Origin of the sequence: Roseomonas sp. AR75, assembly GCF_005222815.1 — a bacterium.
Classification (GTDB): domain Bacteria; phylum Pseudomonadota; class Alphaproteobacteria; order Acetobacterales; family Acetobacteraceae; genus Falsiroseomonas.
The window spans coordinates 587,891-609,060 of record NZ_STGB01000002.1; the positions used below are offsets into that span (position 1 = coordinate 587,891).

22 protein-coding genes and 1 riboswitch are annotated in these 21,170 nt (G+C 70.8%); of the genes, 15 read left to right on the forward strand and 7 right to left on the reverse strand.

Annotation, left to right across the window (positions count from 1 at the left end; translation table 11 throughout):
• Positions 1 to 71: 71 nt before the first annotated feature.
• The 7 genes from E4T13_RS10755 (at position 72) to E4T13_RS10785 (ending at position 7,398) form a co-directional block, all read left to right on the forward strand.
• A complete protein-coding gene (locus E4T13_RS10755) occupies positions 72 to 2,912 on the forward strand; it encodes a molybdopterin oxidoreductase family protein (protein WP_206030158.1) in 2,841 nt (946 codons plus the stop codon).
• Positions 2,909 to 3,646: a 4Fe-4S dicluster domain-containing protein gene (locus tag E4T13_RS10760; RefSeq protein WP_137178260.1), complete on the forward strand. Its 738-nt coding sequence runs from the start codon at positions 2,909 to 2,911 to the stop codon at positions 3,644 to 3,646. Before E4T13_RS10755 ends, E4T13_RS10760 begins: the two co-directional genes overlap by 4 nt.
• 115 nt (positions 3,647 to 3,761) lie before the next feature.
• Positions 3,762 to 4,277 carry a sigma-70 family RNA polymerase sigma factor gene (locus E4T13_RS10765; RefSeq protein ID WP_206030136.1) on the forward strand — a complete coding sequence of 172 codons (516 nt, stop codon included), beginning with the start codon at positions 3,762 to 3,764 and terminating at the stop codon, positions 4,275 to 4,277.
• Between the two features lie 3 nt (positions 4,278 to 4,280).
• A complete protein-coding gene (locus E4T13_RS10770; protein ID WP_137178261.1) occupies positions 4,281 to 5,102 on the forward strand; it encodes an anti-sigma factor in 822 nt (273 codons plus the stop codon).
• 34 nt (positions 5,103 to 5,136) lie between these two features.
• Positions 5,137 to 6,474 (forward strand): sulfite oxidase, encoded by a 1,338-nt coding sequence (locus E4T13_RS10775; protein ID WP_137178262.1) that lies wholly within the window; start codon positions 5,137 to 5,139, stop codon positions 6,472 to 6,474.
• On the forward strand, positions 6,474 to 6,845 hold the full coding sequence (locus E4T13_RS10780; RefSeq protein ID WP_137178263.1) for a hypothetical protein: 372 nt from the start codon (positions 6,474 to 6,476) through the stop codon (positions 6,843 to 6,845). The genes E4T13_RS10775 and E4T13_RS10780 overlap by 1 nt, the downstream gene beginning before the upstream one ends.
• Before the next feature lie 211 nt (positions 6,846 to 7,056).
• A complete protein-coding gene (locus tag E4T13_RS10785) occupies positions 7,057 to 7,398 on the forward strand; it encodes a cytochrome c family protein (RefSeq protein ID WP_137178540.1) in 342 nt (113 codons plus the stop codon).
• Positions 7,399 to 7,447: 49 nt separating this feature from the next.
• Here the strand turns inward: E4T13_RS10785 and E4T13_RS10790 are convergent, their stop codons facing one another.
• Positions 7,448 to 7,663 (reverse strand): (2Fe-2S)-binding protein, encoded by a 216-nt coding sequence (locus E4T13_RS10790; RefSeq protein ID WP_306768486.1) that lies wholly within the window; start codon positions 7,661 to 7,663, stop codon positions 7,448 to 7,450.
• 245 nt (positions 7,664 to 7,908) lie between these two features.
• Between E4T13_RS10790 and E4T13_RS10795 the strand changes: the two genes are divergently transcribed.
• The 5 genes from E4T13_RS10795 to E4T13_RS10815 all read left to right on the forward strand — a co-directional run bounded on the left by E4T13_RS10795 (position 7,909) and on the right by E4T13_RS10815 (position 12,218).
• Positions 7,909 to 8,847, forward strand: coding sequence for a DmsC/YnfH family molybdoenzyme membrane anchor subunit (locus E4T13_RS10795; protein ID WP_137178264.1), 939 nt, complete (start codon positions 7,909 to 7,911; stop codon positions 8,845 to 8,847).
• A gap of 81 nt (positions 8,848 to 8,928) precedes the next feature.
• A complete protein-coding gene (locus E4T13_RS10800) occupies positions 8,929 to 9,528 on the forward strand; it encodes a hypothetical protein (protein WP_137178265.1) in 600 nt (199 codons plus the stop codon).
• A 79-nt stretch (positions 9,529 to 9,607) separates the two neighbouring features.
• Positions 9,608 to 10,813 (forward strand): hypothetical protein, encoded by a 1,206-nt coding sequence (locus E4T13_RS10805; RefSeq protein WP_137178266.1) that lies wholly within the window; start codon positions 9,608 to 9,610, stop codon positions 10,811 to 10,813.
• A gap of 120 nt (positions 10,814 to 10,933) precedes the next feature.
• Entirely contained in the window at positions 10,934 to 11,086 is a 153-nt protein-coding gene (locus E4T13_RS10810; RefSeq protein WP_137178267.1) for a peptide chain release factor 1, read from the forward strand.
• A gap of 100 nt (positions 11,087 to 11,186) precedes the next feature.
• Positions 11,187 to 12,218 (forward strand): ABC transporter substrate-binding protein, encoded by a 1,032-nt coding sequence (locus tag E4T13_RS10815; RefSeq protein WP_137178268.1) that lies wholly within the window; start codon positions 11,187 to 11,189, stop codon positions 12,216 to 12,218.
• A gap of 15 nt (positions 12,219 to 12,233) precedes the next feature.
• On the opposite strand, the gene E4T13_RS10820 is transcribed toward E4T13_RS10815, so the two are convergent.
• The 6 genes from E4T13_RS10820 to E4T13_RS10845 form a co-directional block, all read right to left on the reverse strand.
• Entirely contained in the window at positions 12,234 to 12,533 is a 300-nt protein-coding gene (locus E4T13_RS10820; protein ID WP_137178269.1) for a hypothetical protein, read from the reverse strand.
• A gap of 35 nt (positions 12,534 to 12,568) precedes the next feature.
• A riboswitch (SAM-I-IV-variant riboswitch) is annotated at positions 12,569 to 12,678 on the reverse strand.
• A gap of 43 nt (positions 12,679 to 12,721) precedes the next feature.
• Positions 12,722 to 13,033, reverse strand: coding sequence for a DUF4387 domain-containing protein (locus tag E4T13_RS10825; RefSeq protein ID WP_137178270.1), 312 nt, complete (start codon positions 13,031 to 13,033; stop codon positions 12,722 to 12,724).
• Positions 13,034 to 13,036: 3 nt separating this feature from the next.
• Positions 13,037 to 14,407, reverse strand: coding sequence for an acyclic terpene utilization AtuA family protein (locus E4T13_RS10830; protein WP_137178271.1), 1,371 nt, complete (start codon positions 14,405 to 14,407; stop codon positions 13,037 to 13,039).
• Positions 14,408 to 14,433: 26 nt separating this feature from the next.
• Positions 14,434 to 16,293, reverse strand: a complete 1,860-nt coding sequence (locus E4T13_RS10835) for a TRAP transporter fused permease subunit (RefSeq protein ID WP_170984927.1) — start codon at positions 16,291 to 16,293, stop codon at positions 14,434 to 14,436.
• Between the two features lie 7 nt (positions 16,294 to 16,300).
• Positions 16,301 to 17,365, reverse strand: coding sequence for a TAXI family TRAP transporter solute-binding subunit (locus E4T13_RS10840; RefSeq protein WP_137178273.1), 1,065 nt, complete (start codon positions 17,363 to 17,365; stop codon positions 16,301 to 16,303).
• Positions 17,366 to 17,384: 19 nt separating this feature from the next.
• On the reverse strand, positions 17,385 to 18,242 hold the full coding sequence (locus E4T13_RS10845) for a MurR/RpiR family transcriptional regulator (protein WP_137178274.1): 858 nt from the start codon (positions 18,240 to 18,242) through the stop codon (positions 17,385 to 17,387).
• A 140-nt stretch (positions 18,243 to 18,382) separates the two neighbouring features.
• Here E4T13_RS10845 and E4T13_RS10850 point away from each other — a divergent pair, with 140 nt between their 5' ends.
• From E4T13_RS10850 to E4T13_RS10860, 3 genes are read left to right on the forward strand one after another with little or no spacing between them, the layout of a single operon-like run.
• Positions 18,383 to 18,880, forward strand: a complete 498-nt coding sequence (locus tag E4T13_RS10850) for a DUF302 domain-containing protein (RefSeq protein ID WP_170984928.1) — start codon at positions 18,383 to 18,385, stop codon at positions 18,878 to 18,880.
• A gap of 1 nt (position 18,881) precedes the next feature.
• Entirely contained in the window at positions 18,882 to 19,988 is a 1,107-nt protein-coding gene (locus tag E4T13_RS10855; RefSeq protein WP_137178276.1) for a YeeE/YedE thiosulfate transporter family protein, read from the forward strand.
• A gap of 39 nt (positions 19,989 to 20,027) precedes the next feature.
• A complete protein-coding gene (locus tag E4T13_RS10860) occupies positions 20,028 to 20,849 on the forward strand; it encodes a sulfite exporter TauE/SafE family protein (protein WP_170984929.1) in 822 nt (273 codons plus the stop codon).
• Positions 20,850 to 21,170: the final 321 nt, after the last annotated feature.

Genomic DNA, 21,170 nt, shown 5'->3' on the forward strand with positions numbered 1-21,170 from the left:
GCAGCCCTCGGGAGAGCGTGATGCCTGACACCAACCTGCCGCGCGACGATCGCGCGGCCCTCCCGCGGCGCATGACGGGCCATGGCGAGGTCATCGAGACCTCCGCCCCCATCGGCGACGCGGTCAAGACCACGACCTGCTACATGTGCGCCTGCCGCTGCGGGATCAAAGTGCATCTCAAGGACGGGCGCGTCCGCTACATCGAGGGCAACCCGGACCACCCGGTGAACCGTGGCGTGCTCTGCGGCAAGGGCTCGGCGGGGATCATGACGCAATATGCGCCGTCCCGTCTGCGCGCGCCGCTGAAGCGCGTCGGTCCGCGTGGCTCGGGCGAGTTCGCCGAGATCTCCTGGGCCGAAGCGATGGAGATCGCCACCGGCTGGCTGCGCAATGTGCGCGCCACCGATCCCCGGAAGCTCGCCTTCTTCACGGGACGCGACCAGTCGCAGAGCCTGACCGGCTTCTGGGCCGCGCAGTTCGGCACGCCGAATTTCGCCGCGCATGGAGGCTTCTGCAGCGTGAACATGGCGGCCGCCGGGCTCTACACCATCGGCGGCAGCTTCTGGGAGTTCGGCGAGCCGGACTGGGAGCACGCGAAATACTTCATGATGTTCGGGGTCGCCGAGGATCATGATTCGAACCCCATCAAGATCGGCCTCGGCAAGCTCAAGGCGCGCGGCGCGAAGTTCGTAAGCGTGAATCCGGTGCGCACCGGCTATTCCGCCATTGCCGACGAGTGGGTGGGCATCCGCCCCGGCACGGACGGCCTCTTCGTGATGGCGCTGATCCACGAGTTGCTGCGCACCGACCGCGTCGATCTCGACTTCCTCGTCCGCTACACCAACGCGCATTGGCTGGTGGTGAAGAACCCGGGCGGCGCCGATGACGGGCTGTTCGCGCGCGACGCGGATGGCAAGCCGCTCGCCTGGGACCGCGCGCGCGGCGCGATGGATGCGGCAACGCCGGCGATGCAGCCGGCCATCGTGGGCGAGCAGACGCTGCCGGATGGCCGCGTCGCCGTGCCGGTCTTCCAGCTGATGGCGGAGCGCTACCTCTCGCCGGACTACGCGCCCGACAAGGTCGCGGCGACCTGCGGCGTCTCCGCCGAGCGCATAAGGCGCCTGGCCGCGGAGATCGCCGACATCGCCTTCAACCACACCATCACCATCGACCAGCCCTGGACCGACAGCCTCGGCCGCCGGCACGAGACGATGGTGGGGCGCCCCGTTTCCTTCCACGCGATGCGCGGCATCTCCGCCCATTCCAACGGCTTCCACACCTGCCGCGCGCTGCACCTGCTGCAGATGATCCTGGGCGCGATCGATGTGCCGGGGTCCTGGCGCTACAAGTCGCCCTTCCCGCGGCCGATCCCGCCGGGGCCCGGCCCGGCCGGCAAGGGCGCCAAGCCGAACACCCCGCTGGCCGGCAATATTCTCTCGTTTCCGCATGGGCCGGATGATCTGCTCGTCAATGACGACGGCAGCCCGATCCGCATCGACAAGGCCTTCTCCTGGGACGCGCCGCTGGCGCTGCACGGGATGATGCACATGGTCATCGGCAATGCGGGCAAGGCCGATCCCTACGAGATCGACACGCTGTTCATGTTCATGGCGAACATGGCCTGGAACAGCGCGATGAACCCCGGCGAGGTCATCCGCATCCTGACGGAGACGCGCGAGGACGGTGAGTACCGCATCCCGCACGTGATCTACTCGGACGCCTATTTCTCCGAGACGGTGCCCTATGCGGACCTGATCCTGCCGGACACGACCTATCTGGAACGCTGGGACGCGATCTCGCTGCTCGATCGTCCGATCGGTTCCGCGCATGGGCCGGGCGACGCAATCCGCCAGCCGGTGATCCAGCCCGACCGCGACGTGCGCGGCTTCCAGGAGGTGCTGATCGAACTCGGCGCCCGCCTCGGCCTGCCGGCCTTCGTGAAGGAGGACGGCTCACCGAAGTTCAAGGACTATCCCGACTACATCATGAACCACCAGCGCATGCCCGGCGTGGGCCCGCTGGCCGGCTTCCGCGGCGAGGACGGCACGAAGAAGGGCGTCGGCGAGCCGAACCCGAACCAGCTGCAGAAATACATCGAGAATGGCTGCTTCTGGCGCCATCACCTGCCGCCCGAGCAGCTGTATTTCAAGCACGCCAACAAGGCGTATCTGGAAGACAGCAAGGCGATGGGGCTGATCGGCAAGTCCGATCAGATCGTGCTGCAGATCTACAGCGAGCCCCTGCAGAAATTCCGCCTCGCCGCGCAGGGCCATGGCGCGAAGCAGCCGCCGGACGAAGCGACGCGCGCGCGCATCGCCACCTATTGCGACCCGCTGCCGCTCTGGTACGCGCCGCTCGAGCAGCAGCTTCACGACACGTCCGGTTTCCCGCTTTCCGCGATCACGCAGCGTCCGATGGACCATTATCATTCCTGGGGCAGCCAGAACGCCTGGCTTCGGCAGATCCGCGGCGCCAACAAGCTCTACATGCACCGCATGACGGCGCACCGCCTGGGCCTGCATGACGGCGACTGGGTCTGGGTCGAAAGCCGCAACGGGCGCGTGAAGGGCCAGCTTGCGCTGATGGACGGGGTGAACCCGGATACCGTCTGGACCTGGAACGCCATCGGCAAGCGCGCCGGTGCCTGGAACCTCTCGCCCGACAGCCCGGAGGCGACGCGCGGCTTCCTGCTGAACCACGTGATCAGCGAATGGCTGCCCGCACAGGAAGCCGCCTACCGCTTCGCCAATGCCGACCCGGTGACGGGCCAGGCGGCGTGGTACGACCTGCGCGTGCGCGTCACGCCCTGCGCGCCGGAGGAGATCCCCGTGACCGACCCGCATCCCACGGCGCTGGAACGGCCGCCGGGCATGAAGCCTGCACCCGACCTGGTGCGGGAGCCGGGCAAGTGACCGAACTCCCGCCGCCCACCGCGCGAAAGCTCGGCCTGGTCATCGATCTCGACACCTGCGTCGGCTGCCAGGCCTGCGCGACGAACTGCAAGCAGTGGAACACCGGCGGCCATCTCGGCCCGCTGCCGGACTTCAACGCCTATTCCGCCGGCGCCGAAGGCGTGTGGTTCAACCGCGTGCATTCCTATGAGGCCGGCGAGGGCGAGGAAGGCCGCACGGTCCACTTCCCGCGGTCGTGCCTGCATTGCGAGACGCCGGCCTGCGTCACCGTCTGCCCGACCGGCGCAAGCTACAAGCGCGCCGAGGACGGCATCGTGCTGGTCAACACGGAGACCTGCATCGGCTGCGGCCTGTGTGCCTGGGCCTGCCCGTACGGCGCGCGCGAACTGGACGAAGACGAGGGGGTGATGAAGAAATGCACCCTCTGCGTGGACCGCATCTACAACGAGACCATCCCGGAGCCGCAGCGCCAGCCCGCCTGCGTCATCACCTGCCCGGTCGGCGCGCGTCATTTCGGCGATCTCGGCGACCCGACCAGCAAGGTCTCGCGCCTGGTGGCGGAGCGCGGCGGCTATGACCTTATGCCGGAGATGGACTACGCGCCCGTCAACAAGTACCTGCCCCCGCGGGAGAAGCCGGTGATGCGCGTGCGCGACCTGGAGGAGGACGCGCCGACGCCGATGGACATCCGGAACCCGCTGCTGCGCTGGCTGGACCGGGCGCTGTCGCGCTAGGCGCACGGCACTTCGCGAAAATCTTCGGCGGTCCGGAATAACCTCGCCGTCCCGCGCGTCTCATCCGGCATAACGGCATCGCGGCGAAGCAGATGCGCGCATGGGGATGGAAGCGGTGAGCGAGCGGGACAGGCGCATGGAAGCGCTGGTGCCTGCATTGCGCCGCTTCGCCTGGTCGCTCACCCGCAACGCCGACGTCGCCGACGACCTGGTGCAGGACTGCCTGGAGCACGCCCTGGGCGCCTGGCACCGGCGTCATGCGGACGGAGACCTGCGCGCGTGGCTGTTTGCCATCCTCTACAACCTGCATGTCTCCGGGCGGCGCCGCGACGCAAGGCGATCGCGGCTGCTTGGCGAGGCGACGGCCCACGACACCGGCGCCCAGGCCTCCAGCCAGGATGCCGCGGTGCACTGCGCCCAGGTGCTGGCCCAGCTCGACACCCTCCCCGAGGAGCAGCGCGCGGTGCTGCTGCTGGTCGGCGTGGAGGGGCTTGGCTACGGGGAGGCGGCGCAGGTGCTGGACCTGCCGGTCGGCACGGTGATGTCGCGCCTGTCGCGCGGGCGCGAGCGATTGCGGCGGATGTCGGATGCGAAGCCGGCCGGCGTGCCGGCGTTGCGGCGGGTGGTCTGAGCCATGGCCGCTGACCCGACCCCACCGATCGGCGAGGACGACCTGCACGCCCTGGTGGATGGCGTGCTGGATCCGGCGCGGCTGCCGGCGGTGCAGCGCTACCTGGCCGAACGGCCTGACGAGGCAGCGCGGGTACAGGACTTCACCGCCCAGCGCCACGCGCTGCGCGCCGCGCTGGACTTCAAGGCGCGGGAGCCGATCCCCGCCCGTCTGCGCGTGGCGAATCTGCGGGAGGCGCGCGGCCGCGCCGCGCGGCAGCGCTGGCGCATGGCGGGCGCGGCGGCAGTGCTGGTGGTGATGGGCTCCGGCCTGGGCTGGACGCTGCGCGGCAGCATGGAGCCTCGGCCGGACGCCACCGCCGCGCTGCAGCGCGCCACGGCGGAGGCGCCTGCGCCGCCGCTGCAGGCAATGGCGCGGGACACGGATCTCGGCCTCTGGCTGTTCCGGCGTCTCGGCGAACCCTTCCCGCCGCCGGACCTGACCGGCTTCGGCTTCGCGCTGGAGACGGCGTTCGTCCTGCCCGGCCGCGACGGCCACGCCGCGCAGCTGCGCTACGTGGATGGGGCGGGCACCGCGCTCAGCCTCTGGCGGCGGCCATCACCCGACCCGGTGCCCCGCCAGCTTCGCTGCGTGGACGAGCCGGGTGGCCTGCTGACCTACAGCTGGTCGAATGGCGAGACGCTCTACGCCGTGACCGCGGCGCTGGAGCGCGACCGGCTGCGCCCGATCGCCCAGGCGCTGGAACGCGCGATGGAAGCACCCGCTTCCGTCGCCGGCCCGCTCGCCGGCCGCGCCCGCCGCCCCTGCGACGCCGCGCTGGGCTGACACGACCACCACCAACAGACAGGGAGAGAAACGGATGCCACTGCGCCACGGCAAGGCCGAACGATCCATCCAGGAACTCTATCGCGACGATCCCGAGCGCGGCGACGCGCTGGCCTTCGGGCGGCGCGGCGCGCTGAAGGGCGCGGCGCTGGCAGCGATGGGCGCGACGCTCGGCGCCGCGATCCCCTTCGCGCGCAGCATGCCCGAAGGCACGCTGCCCGCGCTTTTCGCCCGCCCCGCTGCCGCCCAGGGAGCATCCGGCAGCGCGGCGCCGCAGACCCTGCAGATGCCCGGCAAAGGCCCGCTGATCCTGCAGGGCGAGCGGCCGCTCAACGCGGAGACGCCGGAGCACCTGCTCGACGAGCCCGTCACGAGCTACGCGAACTTCTTCATCCGCAACAATGGCGGCGTCCCGGACGCGGCGGCCGATCCGCGCGCCTGGAAAATCCGGGTGGATGGCGAGGTGAACACGCCGCTGGAGCTCACGCTGGGCGAGCTGGAAAGCCGCTTCCCCGTGGTGACGCGGCAATTGCAGATGGAGTGCGGCGGCAATGGCCGCGCCTTCTTCCAGCCGCAGGCGCGCGGCAACCAGTGGGGCAATGGCGCGATCAGCTGTGCCGAATGGACCGGCGTGCGGCTGCGCGACGTGTTGCAGGCCGCCGGGCTGAAGGACAGCGCGCGCTTCACCGGGCATTTCGGCGCCGACCCGCATCTTTCCGGCGACCCGAACCGCGCCGCGATCAGCCGCGGCATGCGTATCCAGAAGGCGCTGGACGAGGACACGCTGATCGTCTTCCGCATGAACGGCCAGCCGATCCCGCAGGTGCATGGCGCGCCGGCGCGGCTGCTGGTGCCGGGCTGGCCGGGCAGCCTCAGCCAGAAATGGTTCACCCGCATCACGCTCTCCGCCGAGCCGCATCGCGGCCAGGGCATGGGCGGCACCTCCTACCGCGTGCCCACCACGCCGATCGTGCCCGGCAGCAACAACAACGGCGCGAGCTTCCACGACCTGGAGAGCATGCCGGTGCGCGCCATCCTCTCCTCCATCGCGCATGGCACGCGCCTGCCCGCCGGCACGCGCAGCCTCGACCTGCGCGGTGCCGCCTGGGCCGGCGACCTGACGGTGCGCGCGGTGGATGTCAGCGTGGACTATGGCGCGACCTGGGTCGCGATGAACGTCGCCGCGCCGGCGAACCGCCACGCCTGGCAGCGCTGGACCGGCCGCGTCGCGCTGCCCTCCGACGGCTATTTCGAGATCTGGTATCGCGGCACCGACAGCGAAGGCCGGATGCAGCCGCATGCGCCGCCGAACTGGAACCCGCAGGGCTATGGCGGCAACCCGATCAGCCGCGCCGCGATCCTGGTCGGCTGATGCGGACAGCGATGTTGGTCGTGCTGGCGGCGGCGCTCGGAATCGGCGTCGCCGCCGCGCAGCAGAACGCCGAACGCGACGCCGACGCCGCGCATGCCATCCAGGCGACGCCGGAGGAGGAGACGATCCTGCCGGATGGCGAGGGCCGTTCGGAAACCTTCGCCTACTGCACGGTGTGCCACAACACCGCGCTGATCCGCCGCAGCCGCTTTTCGCGCCAGCAATGGGACGGGCTGATGGACTGGATGGCGGAGCGGCACGGCATGAACCCGCTGGAAGGCGAGTTCCGCGACACCATCGTGAACTACCTGGCGCAGCATTTCGGCCCGTCCCAGGCGCCAGCGCGCGGGCGCAACCCCTTCCTGAATTGACCGTTTCCCCACTGACGAACGGCCGGGCGACCGCCTGCGCCGCGAAGCCGTGACGTTTGCAGCGGCGGGAGTTCGCCTACATCAAAGGAGCGCGTCGCGCGGAGACAACCGAGTCGCCAAGCAACGCGATGAAGACCAGAAGACCGGGAGCAACAAGTTGGGCACACAATTCCTTGGCGGGGCGCTTGGCGCCTGCCTCATCCTGGCCGGCATGGGCGCCGCGCAGAACGCCGCGGCACAGGACGCTGCGGCGGGACAGCGCGTCTTCAACCAGTGCCGCGCCTGCCACACGATCGATCAGGGCGGACGCAACGGTGTCGGGCCCAACCTGCATGGCGTCGTCGGCCGTCGCGCCGCGTCCATCGAGGGCTTCCGCTACTCCGCCAACATGCGCGAGCTGGCGGAGGGCGGGCTGACCTGGACGACGGAAAACCTCAATCGCTACCTGACCAACCCGAAGGACGTCGTGCCACGCGGCTCGATGGCCTTCGCGGGGCTGCGGCAGGAGCAGCAGCGCAAGGACCTCATCGCCTATCTGGAAGCGCAGAAATAATCTGCGTCCCGGCACGCCCGCCGCGAGCGGGCGTGCCGGACGAAGGCCGCTAGGAGCCACCGCCTCCGGTCGGGCGCTCCTGCCGCAGGATGGTCAGGACCGTGTTGGTGCAGCAGCCACACTGGGCCTGGCAGCCGCAGCCTGCATATAGATCCTTCACCCGTGCGGCACCCGCCGCCACGGCGGCGCGAAGCTGGGCGTCGGTGAGCGCATTGCAGAGGCAGACATACATACGAGCCGGCTCCAGGCACGGGACGCGGTGCATCCCTCTAGCCTAAATGAGAATGCATCGCAACTGCAATTTTCTTGCCGCGCCTTCATGCCGTCGGGCCCGACATGCGCCCCCTGCGGCGAGCGAGACACCATGCTAAGGGAGTGGCCGCGGTAAACTTCCGCGGAGAAGGGGAAAGCGTTGCGACGGCCCTGCCTGCCCGAGCTGAGCGTTCGGCAACAGCCAGGCCGGCTCCGTAGCGCCCTGCCCCGCCCCGACCACGGCCACCGGACAGGCGCATGAACCCTGCACCCAGCATCGTCTTCTTCACCACCGCCTCCGGCGCCGGCTACGGCCTACTGTTCTGGCTGGGACTTCTGCGCGCCGTCGGGCTGGTGCCCGCCTCGCCGGCTTTCGGGCTGACGGCGCTGGCGCTGGCGCTGCTGCTGGTGACGGCGGGGCTGCTCTCCTCGCTCAAGCATCTCGGGCGGCCAGAGCGAGCCTGGCGCGCGCTGTCGCAGTGGCGCTCCTCCTGGCTCTCGCGGGAGGGCGTTGCGGCGATCGCCACCTACGTCCCGGCAGGATTGTTCGGCGTGGCGATGCTGGCCGGCGCGCCAGGCTGGGCCAGCCTCATGGGCCTGCTGGCCGCAGCCGGCGCGGTGGTCACCACCTGGTGCACCGGCATGATCTACGCCTCGCTCCCGCCGGTGCGACAGTGGCATCAGCCGATGGTGCCCTGGGGCTACCTGCTGTTCGGCGCCTTCTGCGGCGCGGCGCTGCTGGCCGCCCTGGCGGCGCTGTTCGGGGAGGCCCGGTTGCCGGCGGTCCTGGCTGCGCTGCTCGGCGCCGGGGCCATCATGCTCAAGCGCGCCTATTGGGACCTGATCGACGCAACACCAGCAGCCGGCACGCCCACCATCGAGAGCGCCACGGGCCTGGGGCGCATCGGCCGCACCCGGCCGCTCGAGCCGCCGCATACCGAGCGGAACTGGCTGCTGCGCGAGATGGGCTTCCGGGTGGCGCGGGCGCATCGCGAGAAGCTGCGCCGGTTGACCATCGCAGGCTTCGCCGCGGCGACGGTGCTGGCGGTACTGGCCCTGCCGCTGCCGGGCGCGATGGCCGCGCTGCTGCTGCTGCCGGCGGCTGCACTGGCCCTGGGCGCCATGCTGGTCGAGCGCTGGCTGATGTTCGCGGAAGCAACTCACACGGTGACGTTGTTCTACTCCGGCGAGGCATAATGCGGTTGCGCCTCGCGGATTGAGCTTGCCGCCCGCCTATGCTCCCCTGCCGGGCCAGCCGGGAGTGCCAGAATGCGTAGCATGATCAGGACGTTGTGGGTGGGTGTCGGCCTGTTTGCCGCATTGCCCGGCGTGGCGGAGGCAAGCTGGTTCCTCAACACCGCAGGCGCGACGCTGTCGGCTGGCGATGGTCTGGCCGTGGAGACCCCCTTCGGCCCGCCGATCACCGTCGGCCCCGGCACCGAATTCACCGGCCGCATCCTGCATGGGGATCAGGCGCTGGGCTTCTCCGTCCAGGTCGATGTCAGCCCCTACGACATCGTGATCGGCATCGTCGCGGACCGGCCCGGCACAAGCGTGACCGGGGGGCCGGGATTGCTGGGCATCACCCTCACTGGCCTGGCGTCCGCGCCGCCGATCCTGCTCACCCGCTTCGCCTGCGCCGAACCGGGCGGCGTCTGCTCCTTCCCTGCCGCGCCCGCGGAGTTCAGCTTCACCGACAACCTGCCTGCCGCGCTGACCATCGGCCTCACCGCGCTGCAGGACGGCGCGGAATACACCCTCGCCATCCCCATCCCGAACGAAGTGCCCGCGCCAGCCTCCCTGGCCGTGCTGGCGGTGGGCGTCGCCGGCCTGACGGCGGCCGGACGCCGGCGGCGGCGCGCGGCCTCGTGCGCCTGACCGCCCGCGCGGCGCGCTTGCAGCGCAGGGTGCTTCGCGTCTAGGAACGCGACAACACCACAACGAACCAGGTCGTCGCATGCCCTCCCCCGCCGACCACCGGCCGGATCCGGTCGACCTTGCGCGATTTCGCGCCCTGTGTGGAAACCGACGCTGGGCCGCGCGCCTGGCGGAACTCGGTCGTCGCGTCACGGCCGCCTCGCTGGCGGGCCGGGCCGCGCAGCAGCGCCATGCGCTGGAGCTCATCCTTGCGCGCCTGACGGAGCCGGAGGCCCTGGCCAAGGCCTCCACGGCGGAACGCCGCGTCATCGCCTTCGCGCGCCAGGCCGTGCGCCTCGCCGAGCAACTGCCCGCCGGCCCCCGCAAGCGCCTGCGCGACCGCATCGAGGCGGGGCTCGACGGCGACGCCACCCTGGTGCCGCTGTTCCACCTGCTGCGCACCGCCGAGCGGCATCGCGCGCTCGGCTTCGACGTCGCCTTCACCGGGCTGGCCGAGGAGACGCCCTGGGACCTGACGATCCGGCGCGAGGACGCAACCGCCGAGGTGGCCTGCGAGACCGTGTCCGCCGAGGAAGGCCGGCAGGTGCATCGCGGCGACTGGTGCGCGCTGGTGGATCGCGTGAACCCGGAACTGCAGACCTGGCTCGCTGCCCATCCCGGCCGCTACCTGCTGAAGATGACGCTGCCGGAGGGCATGGTCTCCGACGACCAGGTTGCGGAGCTGCACAGGCGGATCAGCGGGCTGCTGGCCGCGCAGCAGCGCCAGGATGCCGGCGCCGACGCGGTGCTGAAGCTGGATCCGCTGGTGCTGGCCGGGGCCCAGGCTGCCGCGCGTGGCCTGCCGGCGCAGCTTCGCGCCCAGTTCGGCGAGGAGGCGCATCTGGCCGTCACCTCCGCGCCGAACAGCGGATCGGTCTTCGTCATGGCGGCCCGCGCGGGGCGCGAGAATGCGATCGCCACGGCCGCGACGCGCCGCATGGGCGAAGCCGCGGCGCAGCGGCTCTCCGGCACGCAGCCGGGCATCCTCTCCATCTTCCTCGACGACCTCGACCGCGGCGAGTGGCGCGGCCTGCGCGAACGGATGGAGCTGGAAGGCGCGACGCGGCGCTGGATGACCGATCCTTCCGCGCGGCGTGTGGTCGCGGTGACCTGCGCCAGCCGGATGGAACTGTTCGGCGCGCCGCCACCGGATGGCGCCCCGGAAGGCGAGCTGCGCTTCCGCAACCCGAGCCATCCGGCAGCGAAGTCGCCGGCGCTCGCGCCTGCCATCCTGTCGTCGAATTGATCACGCCGCGGCCACGCAACCGCTCCCACCTGGCCACGTTCCTGCTGCATGGATCCGGAGCTGCCCGCCCCGCGAGGAGGGCTGCCCAGCCCTTCGGTTCGATGCAGGACACCAGGCAAGATGACCGAGCGCGAGATCGAGACGAAGCTGGCCGAGCTTGACCGGATTCTCAACGATCCGGACACGCGCATGGACCCGCACAAGGTCTGGACGCTGCTGGCGGAGTTGCAGGACAAGCGGCCCCGCGCGCCGGCACCCGCCTCCGCGGCGTGACATCGCCCACCGGACAAATGACGCCACCGTAATCTTTGGCATGGCAGTTGCTTGAGCGGGCGTGGCCGAAAGGCCGCGATCCGCGAAAGGACCCGTGCCGATGCCCCTCTCCCGCCGCGCCCTGCTGGCCGCCCCGGCCGCGCTGCTTGCCAGGCCCGCTCTCGCGCAGGCGCTGACGCAAGTGCGCTTCACCCTCGACTGGCGCTTCCAGGGCGTGCATTCCTGGTTCTACCTGGCACGCGAACGCGGCTGGTTCCGAGAGGCCGGGCTCGACGTCACCATCGACCAGGGCGAGGGCTCCACCGCGACGATCACGCGCATCATGGCCGGTGCCTATGATGCGGGCTTCGGCGACCAGAACGCGATCATCCAGCAGGCGGCGAACCGGCCCGGCGAGGCGCCGGTGATGGTCTACCAGATGTACAACACGCCGCCCTTCGCGCTGATCACCAAGGCGTCCGGCCCGATCCGCACGGTGGCGGACATGGCGGGCAAGCGGATCGGCGGCTCGCCCGGCTCGACCACGATGCAGTTGCTGCCCCTGTTCGCACGGCTGAACGGGCTCGACCTGCCGCGCAACCCCATCGTCTCCATCGCGCCGGCGTTGCAGGAGCCGATGCTGCTGCGCGACCAGTTCGACCTGGGCGCGGTCTTCACCGTCACGGCGCACACCAATTTCCGCGCGCTCGGCCTCGATCCCGACAAGGACCTGCGCTGGTTCCTGTTCTCCGATTTCGGCATCGACCTCTATTCGAACGGCACGCTGGTTTCGCAGCGCCTGCTGCGCGACAACCCGAACGGCGTGCGCGGCATGGTCGCGGCGATCAACCGTGCGATGCTGGAGATCGGCGCGAACCCGCCCTTGGCGGCGGAGGTGATGCGCCGCGTGGACGCGACCATCAATGCGCCGATGGAGATCGGCCGAGTGCAATTCGCCTGGCGCACGCTGATCGCCACGCCGGAAGGCCGCCGGCTCGGCGCGGGCGACCTCGACGATGCGCGGCTGACGCGCGCCATCGCGCAGGCCGTGGAGGTCTTCGGCCTGCCGCGCACGCCGGCCAATGCCGACGTGTTCCGCCGCGACTTCCTGCCGCCGCGCGCCGCGCGCGAATTCGGGCCGGCCACGGGCTGAGGATCGGCACGGGGGCTATGGCGCGTGCGTCTGCGCATGCAGGCGCTCGCCGAGCCAGGCGGCGAGTTCCACACAGCGATCGCCCTCCGCGATGCGCTCGACATGCACGCTGAGATGGCCGGGCCGGCCATCCGGCACGATGCGGCAGGCCTGCGTCCAGGGCTGCGCGCCGGAACGGTGCAGCACGACATAGAACAGCGAGGTCTCCACCCGCCCCGCCCGCGTGCGCCAATCCGCCATGCCCAGGAACACGGCGCGATCATGCGGGCCGAGCAGCAGCGAGAGATCCGGGGCAGTGCCCGCCGTATCGAACATGTCACCCTCCTTCTGCAGAGCGTGACCGACGGCGGCGCATCCCGAATATTTGCCGGAGAGCGGCCGCATCCCCCCTTGCGGAGGCGCCACCGTGCCCGGGAAGGCCGGTTGGCGTTGGGCGTCGGCCCAACTCTTGATGCAGGGCGAGGCATAGCGCGGCGCCGCCGCCGCGCGCAAGCGCTTCGGCGCTACGGCACATCCAGGTCCACCAGCGGGCCGTAGAACTGGCAGCCCAGGATGTCCCAGTCGCCGGGGCTGCCGCTCGGACGCTCGCGGTACAGGGTGAACTTGATCGCATTCGCCAGGTCGAACTCGACATGGTCGGAGATGCGCTCCGGCGGGATGCGGAACAGCGCGGACACCGAAGCGCGGGAGAGCGCACCGCTGCGACGGACGCGATCGTAGGATGCGGCGTCGGGGAAGATGACGTCGAAGGTCACCTGGTTCACGCCGGCATTCTTGCTGCGGATGGTCTTCGCAAGCTCGTGCAGCTTCGGCATCGCTCAGACCCCCGCTTCCGCGACATGCACCGGGAACAGCGCCATCGGATCCTCGATTCGCATGGTGTGGTTGACGTTCCAGACGAAGCCCGGCGAGGAGCGCATCGTCTCCTTCGTCGTCGCGGCCAGGCCGCTCGATCCCTTCGACCCCGGGATGCGCGCGAGGAAGAACATGCGCGTGGCGAAGTCGGTCAGCTTGTGCGCAAGTTCGTCCGTGGCGGCGAGGCCCTCGACGACGATGCAGACCTCGTGCGGCGTGACGTGGCGCATCGGCTCCAGCTCCTTCAACACGCCGTCGCGGCCGAAGACGTGGAAATGCAGCTGGTGCGGGACGTTGGCGAATTGCCGCTCCGCCGCGCCGCGGCTCCAGGCGATGGCGGCGTCGAGGTTGCGGATCACATGCGGGTCGCGGATGCCGACCACGCCCATGTAGCGCTCGCCCACCTTGCGTGCGCCTTCCAGCTTCACGGTCAGCGGACTGTCGGGCACGAAGCGCGCCCCGGAGACGCGGCAGGAGCGTCCATCCACCTCGGCGTAACGGCACTCCCGCATGTCCAGCAGGCCGCCCAGCGTGCGCTCGAAAAAGGGCGTCTCGCGTTCGTACATCGAATGCCCCGCGGCGGAGGCGACGCTGACGCGCTGGCCCGAATGATAGGGCGTGAGGACGATGTCCTCATCGCTGATCGTGCCGATGATCGCCTCCTTGCCCATGAAGGGCTCGGCGACGAGGGAAGCGCATTCGATCATCTTGCCCATGTGATAGGCCAGCGCCTCGGGGAAGCCGGCGCGGATGCAGGGCGCGGCGGTGATCGCGATGTCGCCGCAGCGACCGCCGACGATCACGTCGGCGCCCATCTCCAGCAGCCTCAGGAAGGGATGCACGCCGGCGACTGCGACGATGCGCGTCGCTTCGCGCGCTTCCTCCGCGGTGAGGTCGGGAAAGCCACCGAGGCCGGGCATCCGCTCGCCCGCACCGAGGCGGTCGGCGATCAGCGCGGCCGGCACTTCGGAATAGAACCAGCCGATGCGGAAGCGCGGCAGGCGGTGGCGCTCCGCGATGGCGCGGAGCATGCGCACCGTCTCGTCCACGCCGTGATTGCTGCCGGCGTCGCCGGCCGAGCCGATGATCAGCGGGATGCCCCGCGCGCGCGACGCGGTGAGGAACAGCTCGAGCTCGTCCTCGACGAACTGGCCGAGCACGCGGTTGTCGCCGAGATAGACCGGGCCGGGATCGGAACTGCCGCCATCGGCGACGAGATAGTCGGGGTTGGTGGCGATCGCGGCATCGAAGCTTTCCCGCCCCGAAGGCGCGGTGCCGAGATGGCCGGTGGAGATCATGATGCGCATCGTCCGGCGGGACGGGGCTTGCGCCATGGGCGCGCTTCCTTCTGGTGATCGGGTCATTCGAGGGTAAGGCCCGCGCGGCGCGGCAGCGTCAGCCGGTGCAGGCTATAGGCGAGCGCCGCCGTAGCGAGGCCGGCGGGCAGCAGCAGCAGGCTCGGCGCGAGTAGCAGCACGCCGGCAGCCAGGCACAGCGCGCGCACCAGCGGATCGAGCCGACTGCCGAAGCGGCCGAAGAAGGCAGCGGCCATCAGCACGGCGCCGAGCGCGCCGCTGACGCCCGCGATGCCGATCTCCAGCGCATCGCCGCGCGCGATCAGCGCGGGGTTCAGCACGAAGAAGAAGGGCACGAGGAAGGCGACAAAGCCGAGCCGCATGCCCACCAGCGCGGTGCGGAACCAGTCGCCGCCGGAGATGTTCGCCGCGATCACGCAGGCGGTACAGGTGGGCGGCGTGACGGAGGCGAGCGTCGCCCAGTACAGCAGGAACATGTGCACCGCGACCTGGTCCAGCCCGAGCCGCACCAGCGCCGGCGCGATCAGCGCGGCGGAGAGGATGTAGGTTGCCGTGACCGGCAGCGGCGCGCCGAGCGCCAGCGGCACTACCGCCGCCACAGCCAGCGCGCCCACCAGGTTGCCCGCGCCGACCTCCACGATGATGGCGCTCACCTTGGGCGCGACGCCGGTGGTGCCGAGCAGCGTGGTGAACATCGCCACCGCGATCAGCAGCGGCGCCACCTGCGCGATGGCGAAGCCGCCGCTGGCGAACGCCTCCAGCAGCGCCTTGCCGCGCGCCTTGAGACCGGCCGGCGTCGGTTCGGCGGCGAGGAAGAGCAGGATCGTTGTGATGCAGGCCCAGAAGCCGGCCTCGGTCAGGTCGGTGCCGCCGAACAGCAGGGTGAACAGCACGACGACGGGTGCGAGCAGCGGCAGCAGGCGCCCCGCGCGCAGCACGTCGCGCGTTGCCGGCAGGTCCGACGCAGGCACCGGCACGAGGCCGCGGCGCCGTGCCTCGAAATGCACGCCGGCGAGGATGCCGATGTAGAACAGCAGGCAGGGGATCGCCGCGTAGCCGATCACCGACAGGTAGGAGATGTTCAGGAAATCCGCCATGATGAAGGCGGCGATGCCCATGATGGGCGGCGTGATTCCGCCGCCGGTGGAGGACATCGCCTCCACCCCGCCGGCGAAGTTGCGGTCGTAGCCGAGGCGGCGCATCAGCGGGATCGTGTAGTTTCCGGTGACGGAGACATTCGCCACCGCGCTGCCGGAGATCATGCCGAACAACGCGGAGGAGACCACCGCCACCTTCGCGGGACCGCCGACGAAGCGGCCCGCCAGCAGCAGCGCGATGTCCATGAAGGTCTGCCCGCCGCCGGTTGCCTGCAGCAGCGCGCCGAACAGGATGAACATGGCGATGAAGGTGGCGGAGGTGCCCGTGAGCGAATCGTAGATGCCGCCCGAGGACCAGGTGAGCTGTTCCAGCACATAGCCCAGCGGGAAACCCGGATGCGCCCAGATGCCGGGCATCAGCGGCCCGACGAAGACGTAGCCGAAGGCGAGCAGCACCATCACGGGGATGGCGGCGCCGCCGGCGCGCCGCGCGGCTTCCAGCACGATCAGCGCCAGCAGCGCGCCGAGCGTCAGCTCGAGCGGCCCGGCGACGCCAACCATGGAGACGATGTCCTGCCAGTTCAGGAAGACCAGCGACGTCGCCACCAGCGTCACGCCGATCATCGCAAGGTCCAGCAGCGCCAGCGGCGGCCGGCGCGTGGCGGGCACCGCCAGCAGCATCACCGTGACGGTCAGCGCGACATGCAGCGAACGCAGCTCGAGGTCGTAGAGCCCTGCCCAGACGGGGACGACGAGCTGCACCACGGCCAGCAGCAGCGCCGCAGCGAAGGCCGCGCGCTGGCGCATCCCGGCCTCAGCGCGGGCCGGCATATTCGGGCGGGATCAGCCGGGCGGGAACGGCGATGCCCTGCTCCTTCGCGAACTGCACCACGCCGGCATGGAAGAACAGCCCCTCGATCTCCGGCGTCTGCCGGAAGGCATCGAGGATGGGATCGAGCCCGGTGGTGGGCGCGAAGGCCTGGTTGATCTCCTCCCAGCCCAGCTTCGCCGCGCGCATCACGCGGTAGCCGACATCCTGCGGCATGTTGCTGCTGGACATCACCATCACGGAGGAGCTCATCTCCTGCAGTGGGCCGACCTCCGGCAATTCGCGAATGCCGCCCTTCGGCGTCTCGATGAAGGTGTTGAGCGGATCGGCGGCCTGAAGCTGGCGCGCCTGCTCCGCGCTGAAGCCGACGACCGTCAGCGGCGTCTGGTAGTGCAGCGCAAGCGTGGCGGCGTCGAAGCGGTCATGCGGGCTGCCCTTGCCCATCGCCACGATGCGCCCGGCGCGAAGCTGGTTCGCGGTGTCCTCCAGTGAGGCCGGCGTCATGACGATGCCGGTGTTGAACACGCGGTTCGCCTCGACAATGCGCTGCATGTCGCGCGTGCCCGGCACGCCCGGCCCCATGCGCTGGCGCGCCAGGCCGGAGAAGCCTGCGATGTGGTGCTGCGCGGCGGCGTCGGCGCGGACATAGATCCGCGTGACGCTGACATTGCGCATGAACATCAGCCGCACCGCATCCCAGGCGCCCTCGCGCTGGAAGGCGCCGCTGCCGGTGCGCACCGCCTGCGCCACGGCCGGGCTGCCGGAGACGGAGAAATCCAGCACGCGATTTTTCATCAGCCGTGCATGGTCGAAGCCGCCGCCGCCTTCCACCGCGGTGACGCTCATCGCCGGGTCGTGCTTGCGCACCACGCCGGTCAGCGCGACCGCGAAGGCATAGACGCTGGACGACGCGGCGACGCTGCCGAGCGAGAGGTTCTCGCGCCTGGTCATGTCGACGCTGCCCTGGGCCAAAGCAGGCCGCGCCAGGATTGCGGTGCCGGCGCCGAGCAGCAGGCGCCGCTTCAGCACGACAGAAGAGACTGGAAGCATGGTCTTGGTCCTCCCCCGTTCAGCTTCGCTGGAAATAGGCGTGTTCTTCCGCCACGGCCTCGAAATCCTGCAGGGCGCGCAGCGCACCGGCGCGATCGGCGGCTGCGACCTCCTCGATCAGCGCGTTCAGCAGGATCAGCGGCGCAGCGTGGAAGGCGACGAAGGAAGCGGACTCGGCGGCGACATGCAGACCGATCTCGCCCTTCAAGTCGGAGAAGGGGCTGTCGGTGACGACGACGCGCCGCACGCCGCGGCGGCGCGCGAAATCCAGCACCGCCACCAGCGCACGCAGGTAGCGCGGGAAGCCGATCACCACCACCGCGTCACGGTGATCCATGCGGCCGAGACGGTCCGTCGCCTCGGTGTCTGCGGTCAGCGACCGTGAGACGTCGAGCCCGAGCTTGTCCAGCGCGAACCACAGGTGGAAGGCGAGCGGCGCGGTGGCGCGCGCGCCGACCACCAGCACGCGCCGCGCGCCGCGCAGCACGCCGGCGGCCTCGGCCAGCGCGGCGCCGTCCTGCATCTCCGGCAGGCGCGCGATGTTCTCCATTTCCTTGCGCATCACCCGCGCCAGGGCACCGCCATCGGCCGTGGAAGGCGGCGCCGCGCGGCTCAGCCGGTCGGTGCCCTTGAGATCGGCGCGCACCATGCGCCGTACCTCCTGCTGCAGGGCAGGATAGCCGCTGAAGCCGAGCGCATTGGCGAAGCGCACCACCGTCGCCTCGCTCACCCCCACCGCGCGGGCCAGGTCGGCGACGGTGGAGAAGGCCACGGCCTGGTAGTTGCCGGCGACATGCCGCGCCAGCGCGCGCTGCGCTGGGGAGAGGTCCCCGGCACGATCCTCGATCAGCTTCACCAGCGGGACGACGGCATTCATGCGGAGGGTCGTGGCGTCTCATGAAGTGGATATTTCATCAGCTTCCATGAATGAAATTTCCATGTCAAGCACGGCGTCCGTAACCTTCCTCGCAAGCCGGCCGAATGCGCCGCATCGCCCGCCAGCGAAGGAGCGCCCGCATGCCCCTCCCCGCCCCGCCATCCCTCGCGCGCCGCGCCTCCCTGGCGCTTGTCGCGCTCTGGCCGATGCTGCGGCCGGCGACGGCCGCGGCGCAGGATGGCGGCCTCGTCACCCTGCCGAGCGCGCATGCCGTCCGCCCCACGCTGGACCGCTTTGCCACGGCAGTACGGCAGGAAGGCTGGGTGGTGTTCGGCGAGGTGGACCACGCCGCCGCGGCCCGGCAGGCCGGTCTGACGCTGCCTGCGCGCACCGTGGTGCTGTTCGGCAATCCGCGCGCGGGCACCGGCGCGATGGCGCAACAGCCCACGCTGGCACTGGACCTGCCGATGCGCGTGCTGGTCTGGGAGGATGCCGCCGGCCGCGTCTTCGTCACGCGCAGCACCGGCGCCGACATCGCGCGCCGAGTCTTCGCACGGCACGGCATCACCGTGCCGCCCGATCAGCAGGCGATGACGGAGGCGCTGCTGGACCGCCTGGTGCGCCAGGCCGCCGGCTGAAATGTCCACCGGCGCGGCCCGCACGCGCGTCAATGCCGGCGCGCTAATCGTCGGGCTGGGCGCCGTGCTGGCCACGGCGGCGACGCTGCCGGGCCTGCCCGATGCCGCCTTGCCCGGCGTCTTCGCCGTGGCGCTGCTGCTCGGTGCCGCCTTCGTGCTGCTGGATTTCGGCTTCGCCGGCGGCTTCCGCGCGCTGCTGGTCGAGGGCGATGGCCGCGCGCTCGCCGCGACCTTCGTCATTCCCGCCATCGTTGCGCCGGTCATCGTGCCGATGGCGGCGCTGCTGCCGGAATACGGCCGCTTCGTCGCCCCGATCGGGCTGCCACTGATCCTGGGCGCCATGATCTTCGGCATCGGCATGCAGATCGCCAATGGCTGCGGCTCCGGTGTGCTGGTCGCGGCCGGCCAGGGCTCGCGTCGGATGTGGGTGGCGCTGCCCTTCTTCTGCCTCGGCGGCGTGATCGGCAGCCTGCTGCTGCCGATGGGCCTCGCCTTGCCCGATCTCGGCACGGTGGATCTGGTCGAGGAGTTCGGCCCCTGGCGTGCGCTGCTGCTGACCGAGGCGCTGCTCGCCGCCGGCGCGCTGCTGATCCTGCGCGGCGCGCGGCCGGAGATGCAACGGCTTCGCGCTGCCGCAGCGATCGGGTTTCTGGCGGCGCTGCTGTTCCTCGCCTCTGGCCTGCCCTGGGGCATCACCACGGGACTGACGCTCTGGGGCGCCAAGACCGTGCAGGCGGTCGGGATCGATCTCACCCGCTTCGCCTTCTGGGCGGAGGGCTGGAGCCGCGCGGCGCTGCACGGGCCGGCGCTCGCCTCGCATTCCTCGCTGGCCGATCTCGGCCTGCTGCTGGGCGCGCTTGTCGCGGCGGCGGCGGCGGGCGGGCTGCGGCATGGCGTGCCGCTCGGCCGGCGCGGCACGGCGGGTGCGGTGCTGGGCGGGTTGCTGATGGGGATCGGCGCGCGGCTGTCCTTCGGCTGCAATGTCGGCGCCTTCATCGGCGGCGCCGGCTCGGCCAGCCTGCACGGCTTCGTATGGCTGCTGGCGGTGCTGCCGGGCTGCTGGATCGGCATCCGTCTGCGTCCGTTGTTCGGCCTCCCCCGCCGCTGAGTCTTGCCAGCCGCGCCGCGTGGCGCGAGACCTTCAGGGGTGATCGAGTCCATCGCCGGCTATGCCTTGCCCGCCATCCTCGCGCTTGGCGCTGCCGGGGCGGCAATCGGCGCCGTCGGCGGATTGCTCGGCATCGGCGGCGGCGTCATCGCGGTACCGGTGCTGCTGGATGTCTTCGCCGCGATCGGGGTGCCGCCGATGACGCGCCTGCCCGTCTCGGTCGGCACCGCTCACCTTGTGGTCGCACTCGCCGCGGCGCCCGCGGTTTGGGGGCATGCGCGCGCGGGCACGCTGGACAGGACGATCCTGCGCGCCTGGACGCCCGCGCTGGCGGTCGGCGGCCTGCTCGGTCTCGGCGCCGCACATGTCGTGCCGCAGGCACTTGCGCTGATCACGTTCGCGGCGCTGATGCTGCTGCTGTCGGCGCAGATGCTCGCAGGGCGCCGCCTGCGTGTGAGCAGCGACCTGCCGCGAGGCGCGGCGGGTCTGCTGGCACCGGGGCTGGTGGGGTTCCTGGCGGCGGGGCTCGGCATCGGCGCGGGCACGCTCAGCGGGCCGGTGCTGGGGCTGTTCGGCGTGCCGCTGTTGCGGGCCGTGGGCGCCGGCGCCAGCTTCAACCTGGTGATCGCCCTGCCCTCCGCGCTGCTCTTCGCGCTGGAGAAGGCACCGCCCGGTGCACCGGGCGATGCGATCGGGCAGGTGGCGTTGGCCGCGGCGGCACTGCTCGCCCTGCCGGCCATGCTCGTCGCGCCAAGCGCCGCGCGGCTGTCGCGGCGCATGCCCGACCGCGCCTTGCGCGCGCTGTTCATCGCCACGCTCCTGCTGATCGCCACCCGGGTGCTGTCCAACCTGGGCGGCTGAGCCGTTTCCACACTGTCTTGAATTGGATGATTTGTTGCGCCGCCGATGTGGCCCGCCGTGCCCGTCGCGGTTGCGGAGGGTGTGGCTGGACGTTGCGTCTGCACATCGTACGGCTTTCCCGCAAGGCGCGGAAAACTGCGGCGGTTACGCGAGGAGGTCCTGCCCGCTGCGCCAGAAAGCCCAGGCAGAAGCGCAGAAAACCGCATTGTAGGGTTGTCACCCTGGTGGTGTGCAGACCCGCGTTGGCGCAATTGCCGGTTGCTGGCCGTTTCCGCGTCATGCGGTGAATAGAACGTCCGCCCGGCGATCCAACGCCGCGGC